The sequence below is a fragment of the Arthrobacter sp. CAN_A1 genome, assembly GCF_015751665.1.
GTDB lineage: Bacteria > Actinomycetota > Actinomycetes > Actinomycetales > Micrococcaceae > Arthrobacter_D.
The window spans coordinates 83,921-105,854 of the sequence record NZ_JADOUR010000006.1 but is presented as its reverse complement, the minus strand read 5'-3'; the positions used below and the strand labels follow the sequence as shown (position 1 = coordinate 105,854).

At 64.6% G+C, this 21,934-nt stretch carries 21 protein-coding genes; 16 read left to right on the top strand and 5 right to left on the bottom strand.

Features of this window, described 5'->3' with window-relative positions:
* Entirely contained in the window at positions 1-804 is an 804-nt protein-coding gene (locus IWX62_RS08990; protein WP_196841061.1) for a sulfite exporter TauE/SafE family protein, read from the top strand.
* An 18-nt stretch (positions 805-822) separates the two neighbouring features.
* Here IWX62_RS08990 and IWX62_RS08985 read toward each other — a convergent pair whose 3' ends face one another.
* Positions 823-1,833 (bottom strand): aminoglycoside phosphotransferase family protein, encoded by a 1,011-nt coding sequence (locus IWX62_RS08985; protein WP_196841060.1) that lies wholly within the window; start codon positions 1,831-1,833, stop codon positions 823-825.
* Positions 1,834-1,955: 122 nt separating this feature from the next.
* Positions 1,956-3,038 (bottom strand): DUF4439 domain-containing protein, encoded by a 1,083-nt coding sequence (locus IWX62_RS08980; protein ID WP_196841059.1) that lies wholly within the window; start codon positions 3,036-3,038, stop codon positions 1,956-1,958.
* A gap of 105 nt (positions 3,039-3,143) precedes the next feature.
* On the opposite strand from IWX62_RS08980, the gene rimP reads away from it, so the two are divergent.
* The 5 genes from rimP to rbfA all read left to right on the top strand — a co-directional run bounded on the left by rimP (position 3,144) and on the right by rbfA (position 8,836).
* Positions 3,144-3,785, top strand: a complete 642-nt coding sequence (gene rimP / locus IWX62_RS08975; protein ID WP_196841058.1) for a ribosome maturation factor RimP — start codon at positions 3,144-3,146, stop codon at positions 3,783-3,785.
* Positions 3,786-4,757: a transcription termination factor NusA gene (nusA, locus tag IWX62_RS08970; RefSeq protein WP_196841057.1), complete on the top strand. Its 972-nt coding sequence runs from the start codon at positions 3,786-3,788 to the stop codon at positions 4,755-4,757.
* Positions 4,758-4,858: 101 nt separating this feature from the next.
* The gene (locus tag IWX62_RS08965; RefSeq protein WP_333483316.1) at positions 4,859-5,155 is read left to right on the top strand and encodes a YlxR family protein; all 297 of its coding nucleotides are present in this window, start codon (positions 4,859-4,861) and stop codon (positions 5,153-5,155) included.
* Positions 5,156-5,307: 152 nt separating this feature from the next.
* Entirely contained in the window at positions 5,308-8,184 is a 2,877-nt protein-coding gene (gene infB, locus IWX62_RS08960) for a translation initiation factor IF-2 (RefSeq protein WP_196841055.1), read from the top strand.
* Positions 8,185-8,380: 196 nt separating this feature from the next.
* The gene (rbfA, locus tag IWX62_RS08955) at positions 8,381-8,836 is read left to right on the top strand and encodes a 30S ribosome-binding factor RbfA (protein ID WP_196841054.1); all 456 of its coding nucleotides are present in this window, start codon (positions 8,381-8,383) and stop codon (positions 8,834-8,836) included.
* Positions 8,837-8,898: 62 nt separating this feature from the next.
* On the opposite strand, the gene IWX62_RS08950 is transcribed toward rbfA, so the two are convergent.
* Entirely contained in the window at positions 8,899-10,086 is a 1,188-nt protein-coding gene (locus tag IWX62_RS08950) for a ScyD/ScyE family protein (protein WP_196841053.1), read from the bottom strand.
* Between the two features lie 325 nt (positions 10,087-10,411).
* On the opposite strand from IWX62_RS08950, the gene IWX62_RS08945 reads away from it, so the two are divergent.
* Positions 10,412-11,005 carry a hypothetical protein gene (locus IWX62_RS08945; protein ID WP_196841052.1) on the top strand — a complete coding sequence of 198 codons (594 nt, stop codon included), beginning with the start codon at positions 10,412-10,414 and terminating at the stop codon, positions 11,003-11,005.
* A 5-nt stretch (positions 11,006-11,010) separates the two neighbouring features.
* Here IWX62_RS08945 and IWX62_RS08940 read toward each other — a convergent pair whose 3' ends face one another.
* Positions 11,011-12,222, bottom strand: a complete 1,212-nt coding sequence (locus IWX62_RS08940) for a pyridoxal phosphate-dependent aminotransferase (RefSeq protein ID WP_196841051.1) — start codon at positions 12,220-12,222, stop codon at positions 11,011-11,013.
* Between the two features lie 108 nt (positions 12,223-12,330).
* On the opposite strand from IWX62_RS08940, the gene truB reads away from it, so the two are divergent.
* The 9 genes from truB (at position 12,331) to IWX62_RS08895 (ending at position 21,012) form a co-directional block, all read left to right on the top strand.
* The gene (gene truB, locus IWX62_RS08935) at positions 12,331-13,236 is read left to right on the top strand and encodes a tRNA pseudouridine(55) synthase TruB (RefSeq protein WP_196841050.1); all 906 of its coding nucleotides are present in this window, start codon (positions 12,331-12,333) and stop codon (positions 13,234-13,236) included.
* 2 nt (positions 13,237-13,238) lie between these two features.
* Complete coding sequence (locus IWX62_RS08930) at positions 13,239-13,604, top strand: hypothetical protein (RefSeq protein WP_442859253.1); 366 nt, start codon at positions 13,239-13,241, stop codon at positions 13,602-13,604.
* Positions 13,601-14,071, top strand: a complete 471-nt coding sequence (locus tag IWX62_RS08925) for a hypothetical protein (RefSeq protein ID WP_196841048.1) — start codon at positions 13,601-13,603, stop codon at positions 14,069-14,071. Before IWX62_RS08930 ends, IWX62_RS08925 begins: the two co-directional genes overlap by 4 nt.
* 61 nt (positions 14,072-14,132) lie before the next feature.
* Entirely contained in the window at positions 14,133-14,768 is a 636-nt protein-coding gene (locus tag IWX62_RS08920; RefSeq protein ID WP_196841047.1) for a DUF4345 domain-containing protein, read from the top strand.
* A 63-nt stretch (positions 14,769-14,831) separates the two neighbouring features.
* Positions 14,832-15,824, top strand: coding sequence for a bifunctional riboflavin kinase/FAD synthetase (locus IWX62_RS08915; protein WP_196841046.1), 993 nt, complete (start codon positions 14,832-14,834; stop codon positions 15,822-15,824).
* A 118-nt stretch (positions 15,825-15,942) separates the two neighbouring features.
* Positions 15,943-16,212, top strand: a complete 270-nt coding sequence (rpsO, locus tag IWX62_RS08910; RefSeq protein WP_019483462.1) for a 30S ribosomal protein S15 — start codon at positions 15,943-15,945, stop codon at positions 16,210-16,212.
* Between the two features lie 285 nt (positions 16,213-16,497).
* Positions 16,498-18,768 (top strand): polyribonucleotide nucleotidyltransferase, encoded by a 2,271-nt coding sequence (locus IWX62_RS08905; RefSeq protein ID WP_196841045.1) that lies wholly within the window; start codon positions 16,498-16,500, stop codon positions 18,766-18,768.
* Positions 18,769-18,771: 3 nt separating this feature from the next.
* The gene (locus IWX62_RS08900; RefSeq protein ID WP_196841044.1) at positions 18,772-20,238 is read left to right on the top strand and encodes a M16 family metallopeptidase; all 1,467 of its coding nucleotides are present in this window, start codon (positions 18,772-18,774) and stop codon (positions 20,236-20,238) included.
* Positions 20,239-20,364: 126 nt separating this feature from the next.
* Positions 20,365-21,012: a DM13 domain-containing protein gene (locus tag IWX62_RS08895; RefSeq protein ID WP_196841043.1), complete on the top strand. Its 648-nt coding sequence runs from the start codon at positions 20,365-20,367 to the stop codon at positions 21,010-21,012.
* A gap of 33 nt (positions 21,013-21,045) precedes the next feature.
* Here IWX62_RS08895 and IWX62_RS08890 read toward each other — a convergent pair whose 3' ends face one another.
* Complete coding sequence (locus IWX62_RS08890; RefSeq protein ID WP_196841042.1) at positions 21,046-21,933, bottom strand: 3-hydroxyacyl-CoA dehydrogenase family protein; 888 nt, start codon at positions 21,931-21,933, stop codon at positions 21,046-21,048.
* Position 21,934 lies beyond the last annotated feature (1 nt).

Sequence of the window (21,934 nt, the reverse complement as noted above, 5' to 3'; positions counted from 1 at the left end):
ATGTACTCCGGGCTGGAGGAGATCCAGCTCGCCACCCTCATCCTGGTGGTGGTCGCGGGATTCGCTGCGGGCTGGGTGGATGCAGTAGTGGGCGGTGGCGGGCTGCTTCAGCTGCCCGCCCTGCTTCTGGTCCCCGGGATCACCCCGGTACAGGCGCTGGCGACCAACAAGATGGGGTCCCTTTTTGGGACCACCACCAGCGCCATCACGTATTACCGACGGGCGAAACCGGATCTGAAGACCGCGTTGCCGATGGCGGGTATCGCCCTCGTGGGTGGGTTCGGTGGTGCCATCATCGCCACCTCCCTCCCGTCGTCGGTGTTCAAGCCCATCATCGTGGTGGCGTTGATCGCTGTGGCCGTGTTCACCGCGTTCCGCCCTACCGTGGGGACGCTGACGAAGCTGCGCCACACCGGCAGGAGGCACTACGGAACGGCCGCGGCAATCGGCCTGGTGATCGGGTTCTACGACGGGCTGATCGGGCCCGGTACCGGGTCCTTCCTGATCATCGCCATGGTGACGCTGCTCGGCTACAGCTTCCTGGACGCCAGCGCGAAATCGAAAATCGTGAACCTGGCCACCAATTTCGGGGCGCTGATGTTCTTCCTCCCCAATGGTTCGCTGCTGTGGGGGCTGGGCCTGGTGCTCGGCCTGGCCAACATGGCCGGTGGGTATCTCGGCTCACGGATGGCCATCACCCAGGGCAGCAAGTTCATCAGGATTGTCTTCCTGGTGGTGCTGTCAGCGCTGGTCGCCAAGCTCGGGTATGACGTGTGGGCCGAGAACATTCAGCCTCTCCTGTGATCCCGGTCCGGGAGATCGCTAGGGCATGACCAGGTCGGCTGGCGCCGGCAGCTCGGGCAGGGTGCGCCGCAGCAGGGTGCTGGCCACCCACAGCGAGCGCTGCGCATCGTCCCGATCGCCTGATTCGACTGCCGCGAGCGCGTTCTGCACCTCCCTGACCACTGACCAGTCGCGCGCCAGCAGTGGGTCAAGGTCAGCGGCGAGCGCCAGATCGGAGCATCTTTCCCGAAGGTGGCCGGCCGGGTCCCCGGGAAACAGGTCGCCGATCCGGTTCCAGAGCATGGGTGCGACGGCGAACTCGGCATCTCCGATGACCGGTTTCGGGTCGATCGCCACGAAACGGTGAGCCGCTGGTCCAGCCACTCCGGACTCCTGCCGGGGGAGAATGTTGGAGTAGTGAAGGTCGGAATGGACCAGCACATCCTGTTCCGCCCGGCGCCCCACCGCGCCACGCACCTGGCAGACCTCAAGGGCGCACTCGAGCAGCCACCGGTCGAACGGCCTGCCCAGCCGGTCCCAATCGGCGGGCATCGTGTCAGTCCACATTTCGGCCTGGGCAGCAACCGATGGGATGTCCCGCCACAGATCGCCGGTGGCCGGGCGTAAGGACAGGGACCGCACCAGGGTGCCCCAGACGGGGGCCGTCTCATCCAGCGGTATCCCGCACAGGGACCGATCGCCGTCCAACCGTTCCAGCAAGAGCGCATAGTCGTCCCGGGCCGCCGCAAGCAGGCGCACGGCACCCCAACCGGCCCACAGCGCCAGCGCATCGGGTTCGGGGAGTGCTTCGTCGTGGGGGACGGAAATTTTGAGCACGGCGGGGCTGCCGTCGTCGCGCCGTACGGGAAGGACCACCGCTGCGCTGCCGAACCAGGGGCCAGCCGCGCCGGGGAGGTCAAGGGTCAGATCCCACTCTCTTAGCCGGGTCTGAGCCAGGTCCTGCCACCGGGTGAGCCAACCGCGCCCGCCCGGAAGGCGCAGCGCATTGCCGATCAACACGGCGGGGAGCTCGATTCCGGGGACGTCCACGAATCCAAGTCTAGGCTTCACCGGCCCGCCCCACCGATCCCGCCGAACCAGAGCTCACTCCTCGGCGGTTGGTGGGTCTGGTTCAGGAACACTGTCTGACAGGGTGACTACCGCTCGGGACCCTATTCGGTGATGCCGGGGAACGCCTCAACGACGTCGGTGGTCGAATGCCGGTGATCAGTGACCGCGGCGAATCGTTGGATCGCCCACTGCCGTGCTGTACCGTCGGTCAGTCCCACCAGATCGGCATACATCCCGACCAGGCTCGTCTCGAGGCCGGCAAGCGTCGCAGCCGGGTCAGCTACGAATCCGGGGTCAAGGGCAAACGCCGGGATGCGTGGGGGACTAGCGGTGCAGACAACGGTGTCGAGCAGTGCCTCGCCTTCCGCTGCCGCGGCCGTGTGCTGGCCGGCCAGCGTCAGCAGGGATGCAGGGTCGGGTGCGCGCGCTGCAGTGACCTCATACGCATAGGCCGACTGGTACTCGGCTGCCACCGCTTCAGCCAGCCAATCGGTCTCTGCACTGTCCACGGGGGTAGCAGCGCAGTCGGGCGGCGATTCCACCGGGGCAGCCGGTAGCTCAGCGGGCGGCAATACTTCGAGGTCCTGCAGCCTGGCCAGTATGCGGGCCTGATGACGTTGACTGGTCCCCACCGACGCGAGGAGCCGCGCAATCCCCGGCTCGACGGTGACCGCGGCGTCGAGGTTCTGTTGGGCTGAGCTGAACAGGTCGGCCACAAACCCCGACGGTGTGGGAGCTGGCTCCGCAGGGAGGGAGGCCCCGGCGGAAGACCCGTCGGATGGTTCGCTGGAGGGCAGGCCATCCGCCCCGCCAGCGGGTGGATCGGTGTGCACTGGAGCGGAGAGGATCGGGTGTCTGAGGGCGTCGGCCTGGGTCTGCAGCAGGCCAGCAGCCTCGGTGTAGGCGGGTCCCAGATCGGACCCGGGGGCAGCCGACGGCGCAATGTCGGCAAGCACCGTTGCCGCGGCGGCAAGGTCCGACGCCCTGGCCTCGGCGGCCAGTTGGGCCTCCTCGGTCAGCGTCAGGACTGGTGGTCCCTCGGGCGGGGGGCCGTCAAGGTTCAATCCGAGGGCAATCACGAGGGTGAAGGCAAGGAGAAGTGCAAGCGTCCTGATGGTCCGTCGGGCGACGGTACGCACGGCGCCGGGGGAGCCGGAACGCCGGGGGGCAGCAGAGTCCTTCACAACTCCTGATGATGTCACGATCCCCGACTGTTCGGCGTCCGATACACCGCCCACGCCGGAAAGTCGGTACCCTAGAGCTACAACATCATCGAGTGGGAGGCAGCAATGGCGGTTCGGCCGGGCAATGACAGTCCGCCTGCGGCAAGCAAGCTGCAGCAACAGGCACGCGAGGCCGAGGACCTGGGCGAATCGGCCAGGCTCACAGCACTGCTGCTGCCCACTGTCGAGCGGCATGGACTCTTTCTGGAGGCCGTCGAGATCAAGTCCGCCGGATCCGAGCGGGTAGTCAACGTGGTAGTCGACCTTCCCGAGGATCAGAGCGGTTCAGTCAATCTGGACCTGATCTCCGATGTGGCCCACGATGTCTCGCTTGCCATGGACGCCGATCCCCACGACCATGGGCGTCCCTACAGCCTCGAGGTCTCCTCCCCGGGAGTATCCCGTCCCCTCACCCAGCCCCGCCACTGGCGGCGCAACGTGGGCCGGCTCGTTACGGTTCGCCCGTCGAAGGGCGACGACGTGACCGGCCGGCTCCTGGAAGTCACCGACGACGGCGTCCGGCTGACCCCCCACCTACCCGTAAAAAAGGGGATGAAGCCCAAAACGGGTGACCCCCTGACTCTGCTATTCGCTGACATCCGCAAGGGCACAGTGCAGGTCGAGTTTGCGCATCTTGATGACACCGGGGACGAAGGCATCCAGGACGATGCCCGCCCCACCACGACACACCCAGCTTCGGAGGCCTAAATGGATATTGATATGAGTGCGCTAAGGCTGCTTGAACGTGAACGGGAAATTCCGCTGGAGCTCCTGATCCCCACTATTGAGCAGGCGCTCCTGGTGGCCTATCACAAGACTGCCGGGTCGCAGGACACCGCGCGTGCCGAACTGGATCGCAAGAGCGGCCACGTCACCATCTGGGCCACCGAGACCGACGACGACGGCGCCCCGGTCGGCGAGTTCGATGACACCCCCACCGGGTTCGGCAGGATCGCGGCCAGCACCGCCCGCCAGATCATCCTGCAGCGTCTGCGTGACGCCGAGGACGACAACATCCTGGGGGAGTTCCGCGGAAAAGAGGGCGAACTCGTTGCCGGAATGATCCAGCAGGGCACCAACCCGCACATGATTCAGGTCAACCTTGGATCGGTCGAAGCGCTGTTGCCACCACCCGAACAGGTTCCCGGCGAAAAGTACCTGCACGGAACACGGCTGCGGGCATTCGTCGTCGACGTCCACCGCGGCATGAAGGGCCCATCCATCACGCTGTCGCGGTCCCACCCGGGCCTCGTCAGGAAACTGTTCGAACTGGAAGTACCCGAGATCGCCGACCACACAGTCGAGATCGTTGCGCTCGCCCGCGAAGCAGGACACCGCACCAAGATTGCCGTCAAGGCTCAGGTACCCGGTGTCAATGCCAAAGGTGCGTGCATCGGCGAAATGGGGTCACGCGTGCGGGCGGTCATGACCGAGCTCAATGACGAGAAAATCGACATCGTCGACTACAGCGACGACCCCGCCACCTTCATCGCCAGTTCGCTGTCGCCATCACGGGTGTCATCGGTCACGATCACTGACGAGAGCACCAGGTCAGCCCGCGTCGTTGTCCCTGACTACCAGTTGTCGCTGGCCATCGGCAAGGAAGGCCAAAACGCCCGCCTCGCAGCAAAGCTGACCGGCTGGCGGATCGACATTGTGTCCGACGCAGTCAAGGCCTGAACACCCGCGAGGACCGCGGATGCGGTCTTGCCTGCTGATAAGCGCTAGAATGGAAGAGGCTTAGGTCATTGCCATCCCAACAAACCGCCATAAGAACGTGCGTGGGTTGCCGGAAGCGCGATGGCCAGGCTGTTTTGCTGCGGTTGGTGAAAGACAAGATGGACGGCTCCAACGCCGTCGTGATTGACGATCGCCGCCGGCTCTCCGGTAGAGGTGCGTGGTTGCACCCCCAGCCGGCGTGCATGGAACAGGCCCTCAAACGCGGTGCATTCAATCGTGCCTTTCGGGGTCAGGTTGATCCTCGTGATGTTGAGGATCGGCTCCAGGCACTCAAGGAAGCTTCGCTACGAAGCCACCCTAAACAAACCGTCCTCCCTGAAAGCGGGTCAGAAAACTGATGGATTCCCGATGAGTACCCAGCGATGAGTGCCCAACGATGAAAAATCTGTTGAGCTTTGCAAATGGCTTTTCAGTTGCCCCGGCAGCTGTGGTCTGCAGTAGGAATTAGACGGTTCGTGCCTGACTCGGTGCGGACCGAGACAGGAGAAATGTGGCTAAGGTCCGCGTACACGAGCTCGCCAAAGAGCTCGGAATTACTTCAAAAGATGCAGTAGCCAAACTGCAGGAGCTGGGCGAATTTGTCCGCTCCGCCTCATCAACCATTGAGGCACCCGTCGTGAAGAAACTTCGCGGCGCTTTTCCGGATGCACCAGTTGCAGCCAAACCAGCCGCTGAACCAGCGCCGGCCAAGGCAGCACCAGCACCGGCAGCAACCCCAGCGTCCACCCCCAACGCTCCCACTCCAGCGTCACCGAAGGCTGCTACCCCGGCCGCCCCCGCGCCGAAGGCACCTGAAAAGGAACGCCAGGAAACCCCGGCTTCGGTTCCCGAACCGGCAGCCGCGGCACCTCAGGCTCCCGCAGCGGAACCAGCAGTGCAGGGAGAATCGTCGGCAGCCAAGCCCGGCGCCCGGCCGGCACCAAAGCCAGCCGAGGCACAGACACCAGCCGCACGCCCCGGTGCAGCCCGCCCCGGCGCTCCGCGACCAGGCAACAACCCGTTCGCACCATCACAGGGGATGCCTCGTTCGGGACGCGGCGAAGGTGACCGCTCAGGCGGACCCCGTCCAGGCAACAACCCGTTCGCACCATCACAGGGGATGCCTCGCCCAGGACGTCGCGACGACGAGCGTGGGCAGCGCCCCGCTGCCGGCGCAGGCGGACCACGTCCCGCAGCCGGTGCTGGCGGACCACGTCCCGCAGCGGGATCAGCCCGCCCGGGCGGTCCCCGTCCAGCATCCGGTGCGGCAGGTTCACGCCCTACACCGGGGATGATGCCTAACCGCACCGAGCGCCCAGCGGCCCCGGGCCGCGGAGGAGCGGCCCGGCCAGGTGGCGGACCAGGCCGTGGTGCCCCAGGTGGCGCTCCCGGCGCAGGTGGCGGAGCTCCAGCAGGCGGCGGCTTCGGCAAGGGCGGTCGCGGGCGCGGCGGCACTGCCGGTGCTTTCGGGAAGGGTGGAGCAGGACGCGGCAAGCAACGCAAGTCCAAGCGCGCCAAGCGTCAGGAACTGGAGCAGATGTCAGCTCCGTCCCTGGGCGGCGTCAGCGTACCCCGCGGCGACGGTAACACCGTCGTCCGGCTGCGTCGCGGCTCCTCACTCGCCGAGTTCGCCGAGAAGATAGATGCGAACCCGGCGGCACTGGTCACTGTCCTGTTCCACCTCGGTGAAATGGCGACAGCAACCCAGTCACTCGACGAAGGCACCTTCGACGTGCTCGGCACCGAACTTGGCTACAAGATTCAGGTCGTGTCCCCGGAGGACGAGGAGCGCGAGCTGCTCGAGAACTTCGACATCGACCTCGACGCCGAGCTTGAAGCCGAAGGCGACACCGAGCTTGAGGCCCGTCCTCCAGTGGTCACCGTCATGGGTCACGTCGACCATGGTAAGACCCGCCTGCTGGATGCGATCCGCAAGTCCAACGTCGTCGAAGGCGAAGCGGGCGGCATCACCCAGCACATCGGTGCCTACCAGATCGACCACGATCACGAGGGCACCGAACGGGCCATCACCTTCATCGATACTCCCGGTCACGAGGCGTTCACCGCCATGCGTGCCCGTGGTGCGAAGGTCACCGACATCGCGGTCCTGGTTGTCGCAGCCGACGACGGCGTCATGCCGCAGACGGTTGAAGCGCTGAACCACGCGCAGGCCGCCAACGTGCCGATCGTCGTCGCAGTGAACAAGATCGACAAGGAAGGCGCCAACCCTGACAAGGTCAAGGGTCAGCTCACCGAGTACGGTCTGGTTCCCGAGGAATATGGTGGCGACACCATGTTCGTCCACGTATCGGCGCTCAAGGGCGAAGGAATCGACGAACTCCTCGAAGCTGTGCTGTTGACCGCTGATGCGGCACTCGACATGCGAGCCAACCCGAACAAGGACGCCCGCGGTATCGCCATCGAAGCGAACCTCGATAAGGGCCGCGGTGCGGTTGCCACGGTTCTGGTCCAGTCGGGAACGCTGCGCGTCGGCGACACGATTGTCGCCGGTGTGGCCCACGGACGCGTCCGTGCCATGTTCAACGAAGACGGCGACAACGTCATGATCGCCGGACCGTCCCGCCCCGTCCAGGTCCTCGGACTCTCGACGGTGCCTCGCGCCGGTGACACCTTCCTGGTGACGCCTGACGAGCGGACCGGCCGCCAGATCGCTGAGAAGCGTGAGGCAGCCGACCGTAACGCCGCCCTGGCGAAGCGCCGCAAGCGCATCAGCCTCGAGGACTTCGATCAGGCAGTCGCAGCAGGCAAGGTTGACACCCTCAACCTCATCCTCAAGGGTGACGTCTCCGGTGCTGTTGAAGCGCTCGAAGACTCGCTGCTCAAGATCGATGTGGGCGACGGCGTCGCGCTGCGGGTTATTCACCGCGGTGTGGGTGCCATCACCCAGAACGACGTCAACCTGGCGACCGTGGACTCCGCGATCATCATCGGGTTCAACGTCCGGCCGGCCGAACGGGTGGCAGACCTTGCCGACCGCGAAGGCGTCGACCTGCGCTTCTACTCGGTCATCTACGCAGCAATCGATGACATTGAAGCAGCGCTCAAGGGCATGCTCAAGCCAGAGTACGAAGAGGCACAGCTCGGCACCGCAGAGATCCGGGAAGTCTTCCGGTCCTCCAAGTTCGGCAACATCGCCGGTTCGATTGTCCGTTCCGGTGTTATCCGCAGGAACTCCAAGGCACGCCTGGTCCGCGACGGGACGGTTGTCGGCGACAACCTCACCGTCGAGTCCCTGCGTCGCTTCAAGGACGACGCCACCGAGGTCCGCACGGACTTCGAATGTGGTATCGGCCTCGGGTCCTTCAATGACGTCAAGGAAGGCGACATTGTCGAGACCTACGAGATGCGCGAGAAGCCGCGCGTCTAGGTAGTGACAGGGCGGGTGTCGTCGTTTTCCGGCGGCCCCGCCCTTGGTGCGGGCGCGGGTGCCGCCGTTATCGGCGGCCCCGCCCTTGGTGCGGGCGCGGGTGCCGCCGTTACCGGCGGCCCCGCCCCTTCGCCTCGCCGGCGTCCTTGAAGTCCCCGATTCTTATTGATAAATGTTTAGGCAAGAGGAGTTAGCTATGGCAGATCCGGCACGGGCCTCACGGCTTGCACAACGGATTAAGGTAATTGTCGCCGAGGCGTTGCGTCGCCGGGTCAAGGATCCACGGCTTGAGGCAGTGACCATCACCGATGCGCGGGTGACGAACGACCTCCAGCACGCCACTCTGTACTACACCGTGTTCGGTGACGCAGACGAACAGGCCGCCACCCGCACGGCACTCGAATCAGCACGCGGGGTGCTGCGGTCCGAGGTCGGCCGGAACATCACCGCGCGGCTCACGCCCACCCTGGAATTTGTCCCTGACGAGATCCCGGTCAACGCGAGCCACCTCGAAGAGCTGCTGCGGACCGCGCGTGAACGTGACGCCGAGGTAGCGGCAATCGCCCAGGGTGCCACGTTCGCCGGCGACGCGGATCCGTACCGCAAACCGGAAGAGGACGACGCCGAGAACGACGGCGACGCCTCAAAGTAGGCACCATCTGACGCCAGGAGGGCGGGCCCGCATTTGCGGGCCCGCCCTCCTGCTTTCTGTTGCTAGTCCTGATTCGCATCGGCCTTGTCGCCCGTGGGGTCGACCCCCGACTGGTACCAGCCATGGCCGCCCTTCAGCTTCACCCTGATGATCTTCCCGTCCGGAGGGGTACCCTCGCCGGGAAGCACATCGGTGGTGGCGTACAGGGTTGACCCACGGAGCTCGACGTCACCCGGCAGGGTCGCCTCAAGAAGCAGCTGGGCCTGTGATGAACCGTGGGGGACCACCGAGATCCGGTTGGCGAACAACTCGGCGACATAGAGGTTGCCCCGTTTGTCCAGTGCCACGCCGGTGGGCGTTGTCAGACCAGTGGCTACCTGCCGTGTTGTCCCGTTCCACGCGTTGACGGCGAACACTGAGCCTCGTGCACCCAGGGATGGATCCTCGGGACCGCCCGGCAGCGACGTCACATACAGTTTGCCGTTCCACCCCACCTCGAGGTCGGTTGGCACCGGCTCAAGATAGTAGGTGGAGCCCACCGCGCAGGGGTCGATTCCGAGCGCCGCAGCAATCTCTGCGGTGACCTCCAGCGGAATCGCGGGGAGTACAGCGACGGTCGACACGTTCCCCTTCTGGTCCACCTTGAAGATAGCGTTGGCCCCAGCATCAGCCACCAGGACATGGCGGCCGAACGCCACAGTGGCATAAGGGTTGGAGTCCTGGGCGCCGGAATATCTGGCGAAGGGGCCCAGATCGACTTGAGCGGCCAGACATTCCTCGTCCAGGTCGCGGAACCCGTAGATGGTGTCGCCATCGGGGTTCGCAACGCGTTCGTAGGCGGCGATATCGGTAATGGTCCTGATGTTGCCTTTCCGGTCGATGGACTTCAGGAGGGACTCGTTGGCTTCCGGTACGCCCTCACCAGCACCGACAGTCATCGTGTAGTAGGTGGTTCCGCCGAATCGAGACACCGAACCGGCAAAATATCCCGGCATTGAATCGAGCTGTTCGATGGACCCTTTCGACTTCACCCGGTCAACCGTGCCGCCAAACGACTGGGCGACATCAACCGATTTCCCGTGCCCCAGGGCAATCCTCAACGGCGACAGCAGGCCATCGGCCAGGGTAGTGGTTTTGCCCGGTGTGGGGAGGGGCCTTGAGTAATCCCCTGCGTGAGCTGGGCCGGCTCCGAGGCCCAGGGTCGCGGCCAGCGAAAGTGTTGCGAGCGCGGCGGGGGTAGCTTTTTTCACTGTGTATCTCCTCGACATTGACGAAATGGACAACGCGAGACCCATATTTTTCCGGCGAGTACGCCGCGCGCCCCATGCCACTTCTTCAGTCAGTGAGCGTAGCCCTAGGAGGGTAAACCACCGGAAACAGTCACAGGATAGACCCAGCGTAAATCTATGTAAACAGTTGACCGCATGAAAAAGACCCCTCCCGAAATCCCCTGTCTGGTCCGAGGGAAGCACGTCATACCGGAATGCCAACGCCAATAACGACGCGGTAACGGGGTGGCAACTCTACTTAACATCGTGGCTAACGACAGCCGCCCTGAACGGAAGGATGAACGCAATGTCCACCCACGATGAATCCAGCAATGATGTGGTCATAATCCAGACCGGGGACAATGCGCCGGAAGTCCACGAAGGTCTCGCGGCGGGAGATGCGATCGAAGTCGTCGCTCGTGCCGACGAGGGTATCGGTGATCGTCTCAGGGCTGCGGAGAAACGGATAAGCGCGGTGCGTTCCGAGGTCACGGGCGATCCCGACCTGACCGTGGAGTACTTCCTTATGCAGCGGGCACAGAGCCGGGTCGGTGAACTGCTCAGCCATGACCTTGAGCACCTGGACCCCAAAGAACACCGGGGGCGAGTGGACCAGTATCACCGGTATGCCGAGGTCGGATCAGCGCTGCTTTACCGCGATCGCAATTTCAGTGGCGGGTCGAAATTCTTTACCGTCACCTGGCCGAACTTCAAATGGTGGCCGTACAAGTTCAACGACTCAGCGTCCTCAGCGAAGGCGTGGGGCGGAAACATCCTGTTCCAACACACCTGGTACGGGGGACGTCGTCTCTACCTTGTCGGGCTGCCGTATGTGGAGTTTCCCGATTTTGGGAGGTTCGATTTCAACGATGCGGCCAGCTCGTTTGTGTCCCTTCCCTGACCCGGTCAGCCAGCGTCGATCTCGCGGTCCGGTGAACCCGCAGTATGAGGACGTGACGGAAGGCGCGAGAGACCCTCGATCAGTTCGGCTGAATCGCCGCAGAGCGAGATGCGGATCCAGCCCTCGCCGATCGAGCCGAACGCCGTGCCGGGCGCCACAGCAACGCCGCGCTCCCGGAGCAGGCGATGGACCCAGCTGCGCACGTCCCCGTCGGTGGCGTGGGACAGATCGGCCCACAGGTAGAAGGCCCCCTGCGCGTCGAGGAAGTCGATGCCGAGGTTCCTCAGCACCGCCGACGCCGCGTCCCGGTTGCCCCGGTAATGGGCCAGCGCCGTGGAAACATAGTCCTGCGGGCCGGTCAGTGCCGCCAGCGCCGAATACTGCGAGGACGCTGCCACACAGGAGACGATGGACTCCATGACATTGTCGAGCCGCTGCTGCATCCCGGGCGGGGTGATCAGGGCGCCTACCCGGATCCCGGTCAGACCGTAGGTCTTCGACAGGGTCACCGACGTGAACACGCGTGCGGCGTGCCCGTCCGGTCCATCGGACGCCCCAGTCCCGTCAAACCGTGCCGGGCTGACGTGCTGCACGTCGTAGGTGAACGATTCGTAGCACTCGTCCGAGAGGACCCACAGATCGTGGGCACGGGCGAACTCCATCAACGACCGGGTCAGGGCTTCACTGAACACCGCGCCGAGCGGGTTCGACGGCGAGTTGAGCACCAGCACCCTGGTCCGGGGACTCAGCAGTTCCTCAAGATCCTCCACCCGCGGCTGGAACCCGTGTGCCGCATGTAACGGGTACTCCACCGGGACCGCATGCAACAGTTGCGCTGTCATACCGAAGGTCGGGTAGCCGGGATTGGGGATCAGCACCTCATCCCCGACGTCGAGCAGCAGGCTCATCGCCAGGTGCAGACCCTGCTGGGCACCAGCCGTCACATACACCCGCCCGGGGTCCACCTCTACCGACTGCTGGTCCCCAAACCGTGCGGCGAACGCCTCCCGCAACGGTGCAATCCCTGCGTTGGGTGTGTAGTTGGTCTCGTCCCGGTCAAGGGCTGCGATGCCGGCGTCCAACACGTGGCGCGCCACCGGGAAGCCCGGCTCGCCGATGCTCAACACGATTGCACCGGGGGTGGCCCAGGCGGCCTGGGTGATTTCGCGGATCTGATTGGCCGGTAGTCCGTCGGCGTGGGTCGAAATCTTAGGCATAGGGCAAGCGTATCCCCGCCCGACGGCTACCCCGGCAGCCGACGCGGCAACTGTTGGGCACCGGATACGGGACAGGATGCCCACCGCATCGCGCCTATACTGAGAGGCGTGAATTCCGGGCAGGTCCACTCAGGACTGATTATCGTGGACAAGCCTCAGGGCTGGACCAGTCATGACGTGGTGAGCAAAATGCGCGGGCTGGCAGGAACCCGGAAGGTGGGTCATGCCGGCACCCTCGATCCGATGGCCACCGGAGTGCTGGTGGTTGGCATCAACCGGGCGACCAGGCTACTCACCTATGTGGTGGGGACCTCCAAGACCTACACCGCGACCATCAGGTTGGGTCAGTCAACCATCACCGACGACGCCGAGGGTGACGTCGTTGCCACCGCCACCGCCGCTGGGGTGACCCCCGAGGCCATTCGCGCGGGGGCGGCGGTCCTGACCGGGGACATCGAGCAGGTCCCCAGCAGCGTCAGCGCCATCAAGGTGAACGGGCAACGCGCCTACACCAGGGTCCGCTCCGGGGAGGACGTGGTGCTTGCGGCACGCCCTGTCACCATTCACCGGTTCGACATCCATGACATCCGGCCCGTGGCCGAGGGAACCCTGCAGGACGTCGATGTCACGGTCGAGTGCAGTTCGGGGACGTACATCCGGGCGCTGGCCCGCGACCTGGGCTCCTCGCTGGGGGTTGGCGGGCACCTGACGGCCCTGCGCCGCACCCAGGTGGGCCCCTACTCCCTGGACCAGGCGGCCACACTCGATGAACTCGCCGTCGATCTCCGGCTGCTGCCCCTCAACGATGCGGCGCGGGTCCTCTTCACCCCCCGCGAACTCTCCGCTGCCGAAGCGCTCGATCTATCCCATGGCCGTTTCATCCCGGCTGGGAACGATGACGGTCCAGTGGCCGCCTTCGCCCCCGACGGCACCCTGGTTGCCCTCCTCAAGAACTCTTCCCACCGGGCCCGCCCCCTGCTGGTCTTCGCACCCGGAAACGGTTCCGCCCAGTGATCATCGATGGCTTCTTTATTGCTGGAGTAATTGTCTGCCTGGCCTCGGCAGCAATCTGCATCGGGGCGGCGGCGATCCGCCAGCCTCCCAATGACATCACCATCCTTTCGGTCGCCGCAGTGGAACTGTTCCTCCTCGTCTATGGGGTATCCGCCATCATCAGGCAGGCCGGGGGAGAGCCGCTCAACGGGGAGGCGTGGGAGTTCTGGGGCTACCTCCTGACCGCCCTGTGTATTCCTCTGGCAGGGTTCTGGTGGTCCATCCTTGAGCGCAGCCGGTGGAGCAACCTGGTGCTCGGCGCCGTCGGAATCACCGTCTTCGTTATGCTGTACCGGATGGAACAAATCTGGGATCGGGTGCCCCTGTGAGCACGCCCCCGGCCGGGCAGAGCCCGGACGTGCCGACCCGGCACCGCAACAGCGGGCCAGGCCGCCTGCTCATCGCCGTCTACGGTGTCTTCGCCCTCGCGGCCACCGCGCGGGCGGCCTTCCAGATTGGTACCAAATTTGCCGAAGCGCCGCTGGCCTATCTCCTGACCGCCCTCGCCGCACTCGTCTACGTGCTGGCCACCGTGTCCCTCGCAATGCCGGGTAAACGCTGGTACTGGATCTCCGTGGGTGCGGTGGGCCTGGAACTGGTCGGGGTGCTGACCGTCGGGCTGTTCAGCCTCCTTGACCCTCAGGCGTTCCCCAGTGACACCGTGTGGTCGCTCTTTGGCCGGGGATACGGCTTTGTCCCGCTGTTGCTCCCGGTGCTGGGACTCTGGTGGTTGTCGCTCAACCGGCCCAGTGCCGCCGGACAATCAGCCTCCGAGCGGTCCGGCCCCCCTGCGTGAGAGTATGACACCAGGAACACCTTTCCACCGCCGATCAACAGTGCCACATCAAGGGAGCATCATGTCCAGCCCAGAGAATCACCCCGCCGGCAACCCTCAGGACAGCACCCGCCCGGCCTCCGGCACCACGCCGGGTAACCCCGGCGCCGGTCAGTCCCGCCCAGCAGGAGCCCAGCCACCTGCTTCCACCGCGGCTCAGACGAAGGCGGGTGCGCCAACCTCGTCGGCCAAAACTTCGCCGAAAGCAGGGAAGAAAGCAGACAAGCCCAAGTCACCCAAGGGGGAGTGGGGTGTCTTCCGCACCGTCGTCGTCCTCGTGGGCCTCGTCCTTGCTGGATTCGGCGCGTACTACCTGATCACCGGAACCTCGGGCCTGCCCGACACCGACATTGGAACCCCCAGCCCCACCCTCGAAAGCCAGTTCCGGTTCTTCGCCGCGATGATGGTGGGTGTGGGCGCCGCGTTTATCACTATCGGTGTGAAGTTCCAGTGGGCCAACATGCTGTGGATGGTCTGCCTGATGGTCTTCATCGGCGGTATCGGCCGCGTCCTGTCCTGGGCTTTTTCCGGCACCCCGCACTACCTGATGATCATCCTGATGGTCATCGAACTCGCCTTCCCGGCAGCACTGCTCGTGTGGCACCGGTACATTGCCAAGACCACCGAAATCCGCAACGAATACGCGGCCCGCGGCTAGTAGCGGCTGCCTGCAACGAACCGTCACACCCCCAGCGACGATTCACAACGAAAGAGGAGATGCGTGTACTACTGGACTGACCTGACCAGTGTTCCGAAGGGTTTTGGTCCATCGGTGGTTACCATCGGCAATTTCGACGGCGTCCACTGCGGACACCAGCGCGTGCTGCAGCAACTGGTCGCCGCAGCCGAAGCTCACCACGCGGCCGCGGTAGTCATATCGTTTGAGCCGCATCCGGCGAAGGTGCACCGGCCCGAGCAGGCACCCGAACTCATCATGGGGCTCGAGGACCGCGTCGAGACGCTGGCCACCACCGGTATCCAGGCGTTGCTGATGATGCACTACACGCTGGAGTTGGCAGCAAACACGCCGGAGGAATTTGTTCAGAAAGTCTTCGTCGATACGCTCAACGTGCGCGCGGTGGTGATCGGGCATGACGTCCGGTTTGGCCGCGACAACAGCGGCGATCTCGGCACCATGCGTGAACTCGGTCAGAAGCTTGGGTTCGAGGTGATCGTCATCGACGACTTCGGAGCCAGCCCCACCGCCCCCACGGAAGCCGACGGCGACCGGCGGTGTTCCTCCACCTGGGTGCGGGAGGCGCTGGAAGACGGCGACGTCGCCACTGCTGCACGGATCCTCGGACGGCCGCACCGGATGCGCGGCGAAGTGGTTCACGGAGCTGCCCGCGGACGCGAGCTGGGCTACCCGACCGCCAATTTGTCCCCGGCGGCCGGCGGATACATCCCCGCCGATGGGATTTATGCCGGCTGGCTCGTTGACGAAGCAGGCACCCGGTGGCCTGCGGCCATCTCCGTGGGATCGAATCCCACCTTCGAAGGCGTCAGCCGTCAGGTGGAGGCCCACGTGATCGACCGGCCGCAGGAAGAGGTCTCCGACTTTGACCTGTACGGGCAGACCGTCATCGTGGAGTTTACGGCACGGCTCCGCGGGATGGTGGCCTACACCGGGGCGGATGCCCTCATCGCGCAGATGCGGCTCGACGTGGATCAGACCCGCACGGTCCTTTCGACAGAACAACAGGTCAGCAGGTAAACTAGACCGTGGATCCGGCTGCAGTCCGTGGTGGCTGGATCTTTCTGTGTCTGTGGTTCGGCAGGTGACTGCCGGCAGGACCAGGGAACTTGTTCACGGTACAACTCTAGGAGTTATTGTGGCCCTTGACGCCGCTATCAAGCAGGAAATCATTAAGGAATATGCAACCGGGGAAGCCGACACCGGCTCACCTGAGGTGCAGATTGCCATGCTGTCCCGCCGTATTCTCGACCTCACCGAACACCTCAAGATGCACAAGCACGACCACCACACGCGTCGTGGCCTGCTCTTGATGGTTGGACGCCGTCGTCGTCTGCTGGACTACCTGCGCAAGACCGACATCACGCGCTACCGTACGCTCATCGAGCGTCTCGGCCTGCGCCGCTAGTAACACACGTGGGGCGGCGCCTTCCTTCAGGGAAGGAGCCGCTTTCCACATGTGGCCACCGGCCACACGAATAACTAAAAACACATTGGAGCCAGGCAGGTACCGCGCATTCGCGGTCCTCGGTAGTGGTCTCCGGGAGCAGACGGCCGTGCAGCACCAAACGGTGCAGGGCACGCGTGAGTCCCCGTGGATCTCGATCGAAGACCGGGTGCGAGAATCACCGCAATGAACGGTGATCAGGTTCCGGCAGGGCACCAGCCCCAACAGAAACGGAGGTGACTCTCTATGGAGGGTCCCGAAATTCAATTCGCCGAAGCCGTGATTGACAACGGCCGGTTCGGCAAGCGCACCGTACGGTTCGAGACTGGCCGCCTTGCACAGCAGGCAGCCGGCGCCGCCATGGTGTACATCGATGAAGACACAGCTCTGCTGTCAGCAACGACCGCTGGCAAGCACCCCCGCGAAGGCTTCGACTTCTTCCCCCTGACCGTAGACGTTGAAGAGCGTATGTACGCCGCAGGGCGTATCCCAGGCTCCTTCTTCCGCCGTGAAGGCCGTCCCTCCACCGAGGCGATCCTCGCCTGCCGGCTGATGGACCGCCCGCTGCGCCCGGCCTTCGTAAAGGGCCTCCGCAACGAGGTCCAGATCGTGGTCACCGTCCTGGCGATCAACCCCGACGTGCGGTACGACGTCGTCGCGATCAACGCCGCGTCGATGTCCACCCAGCTCTCCGGTCTTCCCTTCTCCGGTCCCATCGGCGGTGTCCGCGTGGCACTCGTCTCCGATGGCAGCGGCCAGGACCAGTGGATCGCCTTCCCGAAGCACTCCGAACTGGAGAACTCGGTCTTCGACATGGTCGTCGCCGGCCGTGTAGTCAGCGGACCAGAGGGCGACGACGTCGCCATCATGATGGTGGAAGCCGAAGCTACCGACAACTCGTGGAAGCTCATCAAGGAAGACGGTGCCACCGCACCGACCGAAGAGATCGTCGCCGACGGCCTGGAAGCGGCAAAGCCGTACATTCGCGCCCTCTGTGACGCCCAGGCTGACCTTGCCGGCCGCGCCGCCAAGCCAACCGTCGATTTCCCGGTCTTCCTCGACTACCAGGACGACGTGTACGCAGCAGTCGAGTCGGCAGCAGCAGCCAAGCTGACCGAAGTTTTCCAGATCGCTGACAAGAAGGAGCGCGACCTCGCCTCCGACGCCCTCAAGGACAGCGTCACCGCTGACCTCGCCGGGCAGTTCGAAGGCCGCGAGAAAGAGCTCTCAGCTGCTTTCCGGTCGGTCACCAAGAGCGTTGTCCGCCAGCGCATCCTCAAGGACCAGATCCGTATTGACGGCCGCGGCCTGAGTGACATCCGTCAGCTCACCGCCGAGGTCGAGGTGCTGCCCCGCGTCCACGGTTCGGCAATCTTCGAGCGGGGCGAAACCCAGATCATGGGTATCACCACGCTGAACATGCTCAAGATGGAGCAGCAGATCGACTCGTTGTCGCCGGTAACGCGCAAGCGCTACATGCACAACTACAATTTCCCGCCCTACTCCACCGGTGAGACCGGCCGCGTCGGTTCGCCGAAACGCCGCGAAATCGGTCACGGTGCCCTCGCAGAGCGTGCCCTCATGCCGGTTCTGCCGAGCCGTGAGGAATTCCCGTACGCCATCCGCCAGGTCTCCGAGGCGCTGAGCTCCAACGGCTCGACGTCGATGGGCTCGGTCTGCGCCTCAACACTGTCGCTGCTCAACGCCGGTGTGCCCCTGAAGGCACCCGTCGCTGGTATCGCCATGGGCCTGGTGTCCGACGTCGTCGACGGTCAGACCCGCTACGCGGCCCTGACCGACATCCTCGGCGCTGAAGATGCTTTCGGCGACATGGACTTCAAGGTTGCCGGTACCGCCGAGTTCGTCACAGCCATCCAGCTGGACACCAAGCTCGACGGCATCCCCGCCTCGGTGCTCGCCGCAGCGCTGAAGCAGGCCCGCGAAGCCCGCCTGCACATCCTGGGTGTCCTCGAGGCAGCCATCGACGTGCCGGACGAGCTCTCCGAGTTCGCGCCACGCATCATCTCGGTGAAGATCCCGGTTGACAAGATCGGTGAGGTCATTGGCCCCAAGGGCAAGATGATCAACCAGATCCAGGAAGACACCGGCGCTGACATCTCCATCGAAGATGACGGCACCGTCCTGATCGGCGCCACCAACGGTAGTGCGGCTGAGGCTGCACGCGCCGCGGTGAACGCCATCGCCAACCCTCAGGTTCCTGAGATTGGCGAGCGGTACCTGGGTACGGTCGTCAAGACCACCACCTTCGGTGCCTTCGTCTCCCTGACCCCGGGCAAGGATGGGCTCCTGCACATCTCCGAGCTGCGGAAGCTGGCCAACGGCAAGCGCGTCGACAACGTCGACGACATTGTCTCGGTGGGCCAGAAGGTCCAGGTTGAAATCACCAAGATCGACGACCGCGGAAAGCTTTCGCTCTCCCCAGTGGTTGCCGACGACGCCGCCGCCGACGACGCTTCGGCAGTCTCGGTTGGCTCAGCAGAGGGCGACGACAACTAACGAATGGCTGTCCTAGCTAACAACGCCTCCGGCTCCGTTCCTGACACTTCGTCGGGAACGGGGCCGTTGGCCGTTTCACACGAGAATCGTACCGGCCCTTCCTCGATCCTGTTGCCGCTGGTGCCCACCCCGGCGCCCTCGGCCGACGGCACCGATGCCGGCCAGGATCCAACGCTCGTCGCGGGGACGCTGGGCGGCGCCGTCGTGCGCCGGTCCGTTCTCCCCGGTGGCGTGCGCGTCCTGACCGAGGCGATGCCCGGCCAGCGGTCGGCGACCATCGGTTTCTGGGTGGGCGTCGGTTCACGGGACGAGGCGGAGGGCCAGCACGGTTCCACCCACTTCCTTGAGCACCTGCTTTTCAAGGGCACCACCCGGCGCACCGCGCTGGAGATCGCCGAGGCCTTCGACCAGGTGGGCGGCGAATCCAACGCCGCCACCGCGAAAGAGCACACCTGCTATTTCGCCCGGGTCCTTGACGCCGATCTGCCGATGGCAATCGACGTCATCGCCGACATGGTCACGTCGGCTGTGATCGACGCCGACGAGCTGGAGCAGGAACGCGACGTCATTCTCGAGGAAATCGCCATGGACAGTGACGACCCCGCCGACGTCGCCCACGAAGAGTTTGTCGAGGCGGTGCTCGGGTCACATCCGCTGGGCCGCCCCATCGGTGGTACCCCCGACGCCATCAAGGCGGTGCCCCGTGACTCGGTACTGGCGCATTACCGCCAGTACTATCGGCCGTCGGAACTGGTCGTCACCGCGGCCGGAGGGCTGGACCACGAAGTGGTCTGCGGGCTTGTGCTCGACGCACTGCGGACCGCTGGCTGGACGCTCGAGGATGAAGCGCTTCCCGTTGCCCGCCGGTCGGATACGCCGGTGTTGATTGAAAGCACCGGGGGAATCCGCGTCATTCGGCGCGCTGTGGAGCAGGCGAACATTCTGGTGGGCTGCCCGTCCATCACCGCGACTGATGACCGCCGCTTCGTGATGAGTGTCCTGAACGCTGTTCTGGGCGGCGGCATGTCGTCGCGGCTGTTCCAGGAGATCCGCGAGAAGCGCGGGCTGGTCTATTCGACCTACTCGTTCTCAGCCTCCTACGCGGATGCGGGCTACTTCGCCATGTACGCCGGGTGCTCGCCGGCGAAGACCGGTCAGGTAATCGAGTTGCTCGGTGCTGAGCTGGACCGGCTCGCCGCTGACGGCATCTCGGCCGACGAGCTGCGCCGCGCCGTCGGGCAGCTTTCCGGTGGCATGGTGCTGGCGCTGGAGGACAGCGGGTCTCGGATGTCACGGCTGGGCAGGGCCGAACTGGTGTCGGGGGAGTTCCTGGGCCTCGATGAGGTGCTGGCCCGGGTGAACGCGGTCACCGAAGAGCAGGTGCGGGAACTGGCTGCCGAGCTGGCTGCTGCGCCGCGCACCATCACCGTCGTCGGACCGTTCGACACGCCGGCGGACTTCGGCCACTAGCAGGGACTGAAGGCACCTTTCGGCCGGAGATCTAGCAGGTTGCGTGAACTGCTCCAACCATTACGCTTCCCTTACAGCGGTTCATCCAGTGGACCGAGCCGCTTCTGGGAGTGTTAGATTTCCGGCATGAAAACGACTCGACGCAGACGAATATGGATCACCGTTGCAGGAGCTGCAGCCCTTGTCGTACTGATCGCTGGCCTGATTCTCTTCAAGCCCTGGCTGCTGTTCGTCGACGTCAGAGTGGATGAACAACTCCCCGTCGTTGCAGCGTCCCCATCTGCAGCGTCCCCATCTGCTGCCGAAACTCCATCTGCTGCCGAAACTTCATCAGCTGCCGAAACTCCATCAGCTGCCGAAACCCCATCCGCTGCCGAAACGGGTCCGCCCAGCACTCCCGCGGCCGACCAGGAGACGCCGGCAGCGGTGCAACTCGCCGCTGGTTCCTTGATCAGCCACGAACACGCGACAACCGGAACGGTGAGGATCATCGAACAAGCCGACGGGACACGGGTGCTGACGTTGGAGAACCTGGATACCTCCAACGGACCCGACGTGCATGTCTGGTTGAGCGCCGCGGATGTGGTCGAGGGAACGGATGGGTGGTATACGGCGGGCACCGCCGCCTTCTACGACCTCGGCCTGATCAAGGGAAACCAAGGTAATCAGGTGTACACCATCCCGGACGACGTTGACCTGTCCGCTTACCGTTCAATAGATCTATGGTGCGTCCAGTTCGGAGTTTCATTCGGGGCCGCGCAGCTCATCCCCTGATATCGCCCCGTGAAGTGTACAGGCGGCGGGCCTTTAGCTACCCTTCGGGTACTCGTACCAGCCCTTCCCAGTCTTCCGCCCGTAGTGCCCGGCCTCGTAGAGCTCGGTGAGGGCCGGATGCGGCAGGTCGTCGGGATCGCCTGTCTCCTGATAGTGCGCCTGCCTGATCAGGTAGGCAACATCGAGGCCCACCAGGTCCATCAACTCGAAGGGGCCCATGGGGTGGCCCAGCGCAGTCTTGGCCGCAGTATCAATGTCCTCGAAGCTGGCGATGCCGCCGTCGTAGAGTCTAAGTGCCTCGGTCCGCACCGCGCCCAGCAGGCGGTTCGCCACAAACCCGGGGATTTCGCGGTTGATCAGGATTGGCGCCTTTCCCATCCGCCTGGCGAGGGCCATCGTGGTGTCCACAGTCTGTTGGGAGGTGCTCTCGTGGCGCACCACCTCAACGCATTTCATCACCAGCGCCGGGTTGAAGAAGTGCATATTACAGACCCTGTCCGGGCGCCCGGTGGCGTCCGCCACTCTCGATGAGCCCAGCGTGGAGGAATTGGTAGCCAGCACTGCATGGGCAGGCGCGTACCGATCCAGCTCCCGGAAGATCTCCCGCTTGATGTCAAGTCTCTCCACCGCAGCTTCGATGACGAAGTCGGCGGTGGAGGCGGCATCCCTGAGGCTGGTAGTGAAGCTCATCCGGTCCAGCACGGCGTCCGCTTCGCCGCGGTCGAGGCGGCCTTTGGCGACGTTGCGGTCCAGTCGCCGGGAGAGGTCTTCCCTGGCCGAAACCAGCATGCCCTCTGAGATGTCCTGGACGGTGATCTGATACTCGGCCAGCGCACCGACCAATCCGATCTGGGAGCCCATGGCGCCCGCGCCCACCACGAGGATGCGGTGTATTTTCTCAAGATCAGGTGTAGTTTCCATT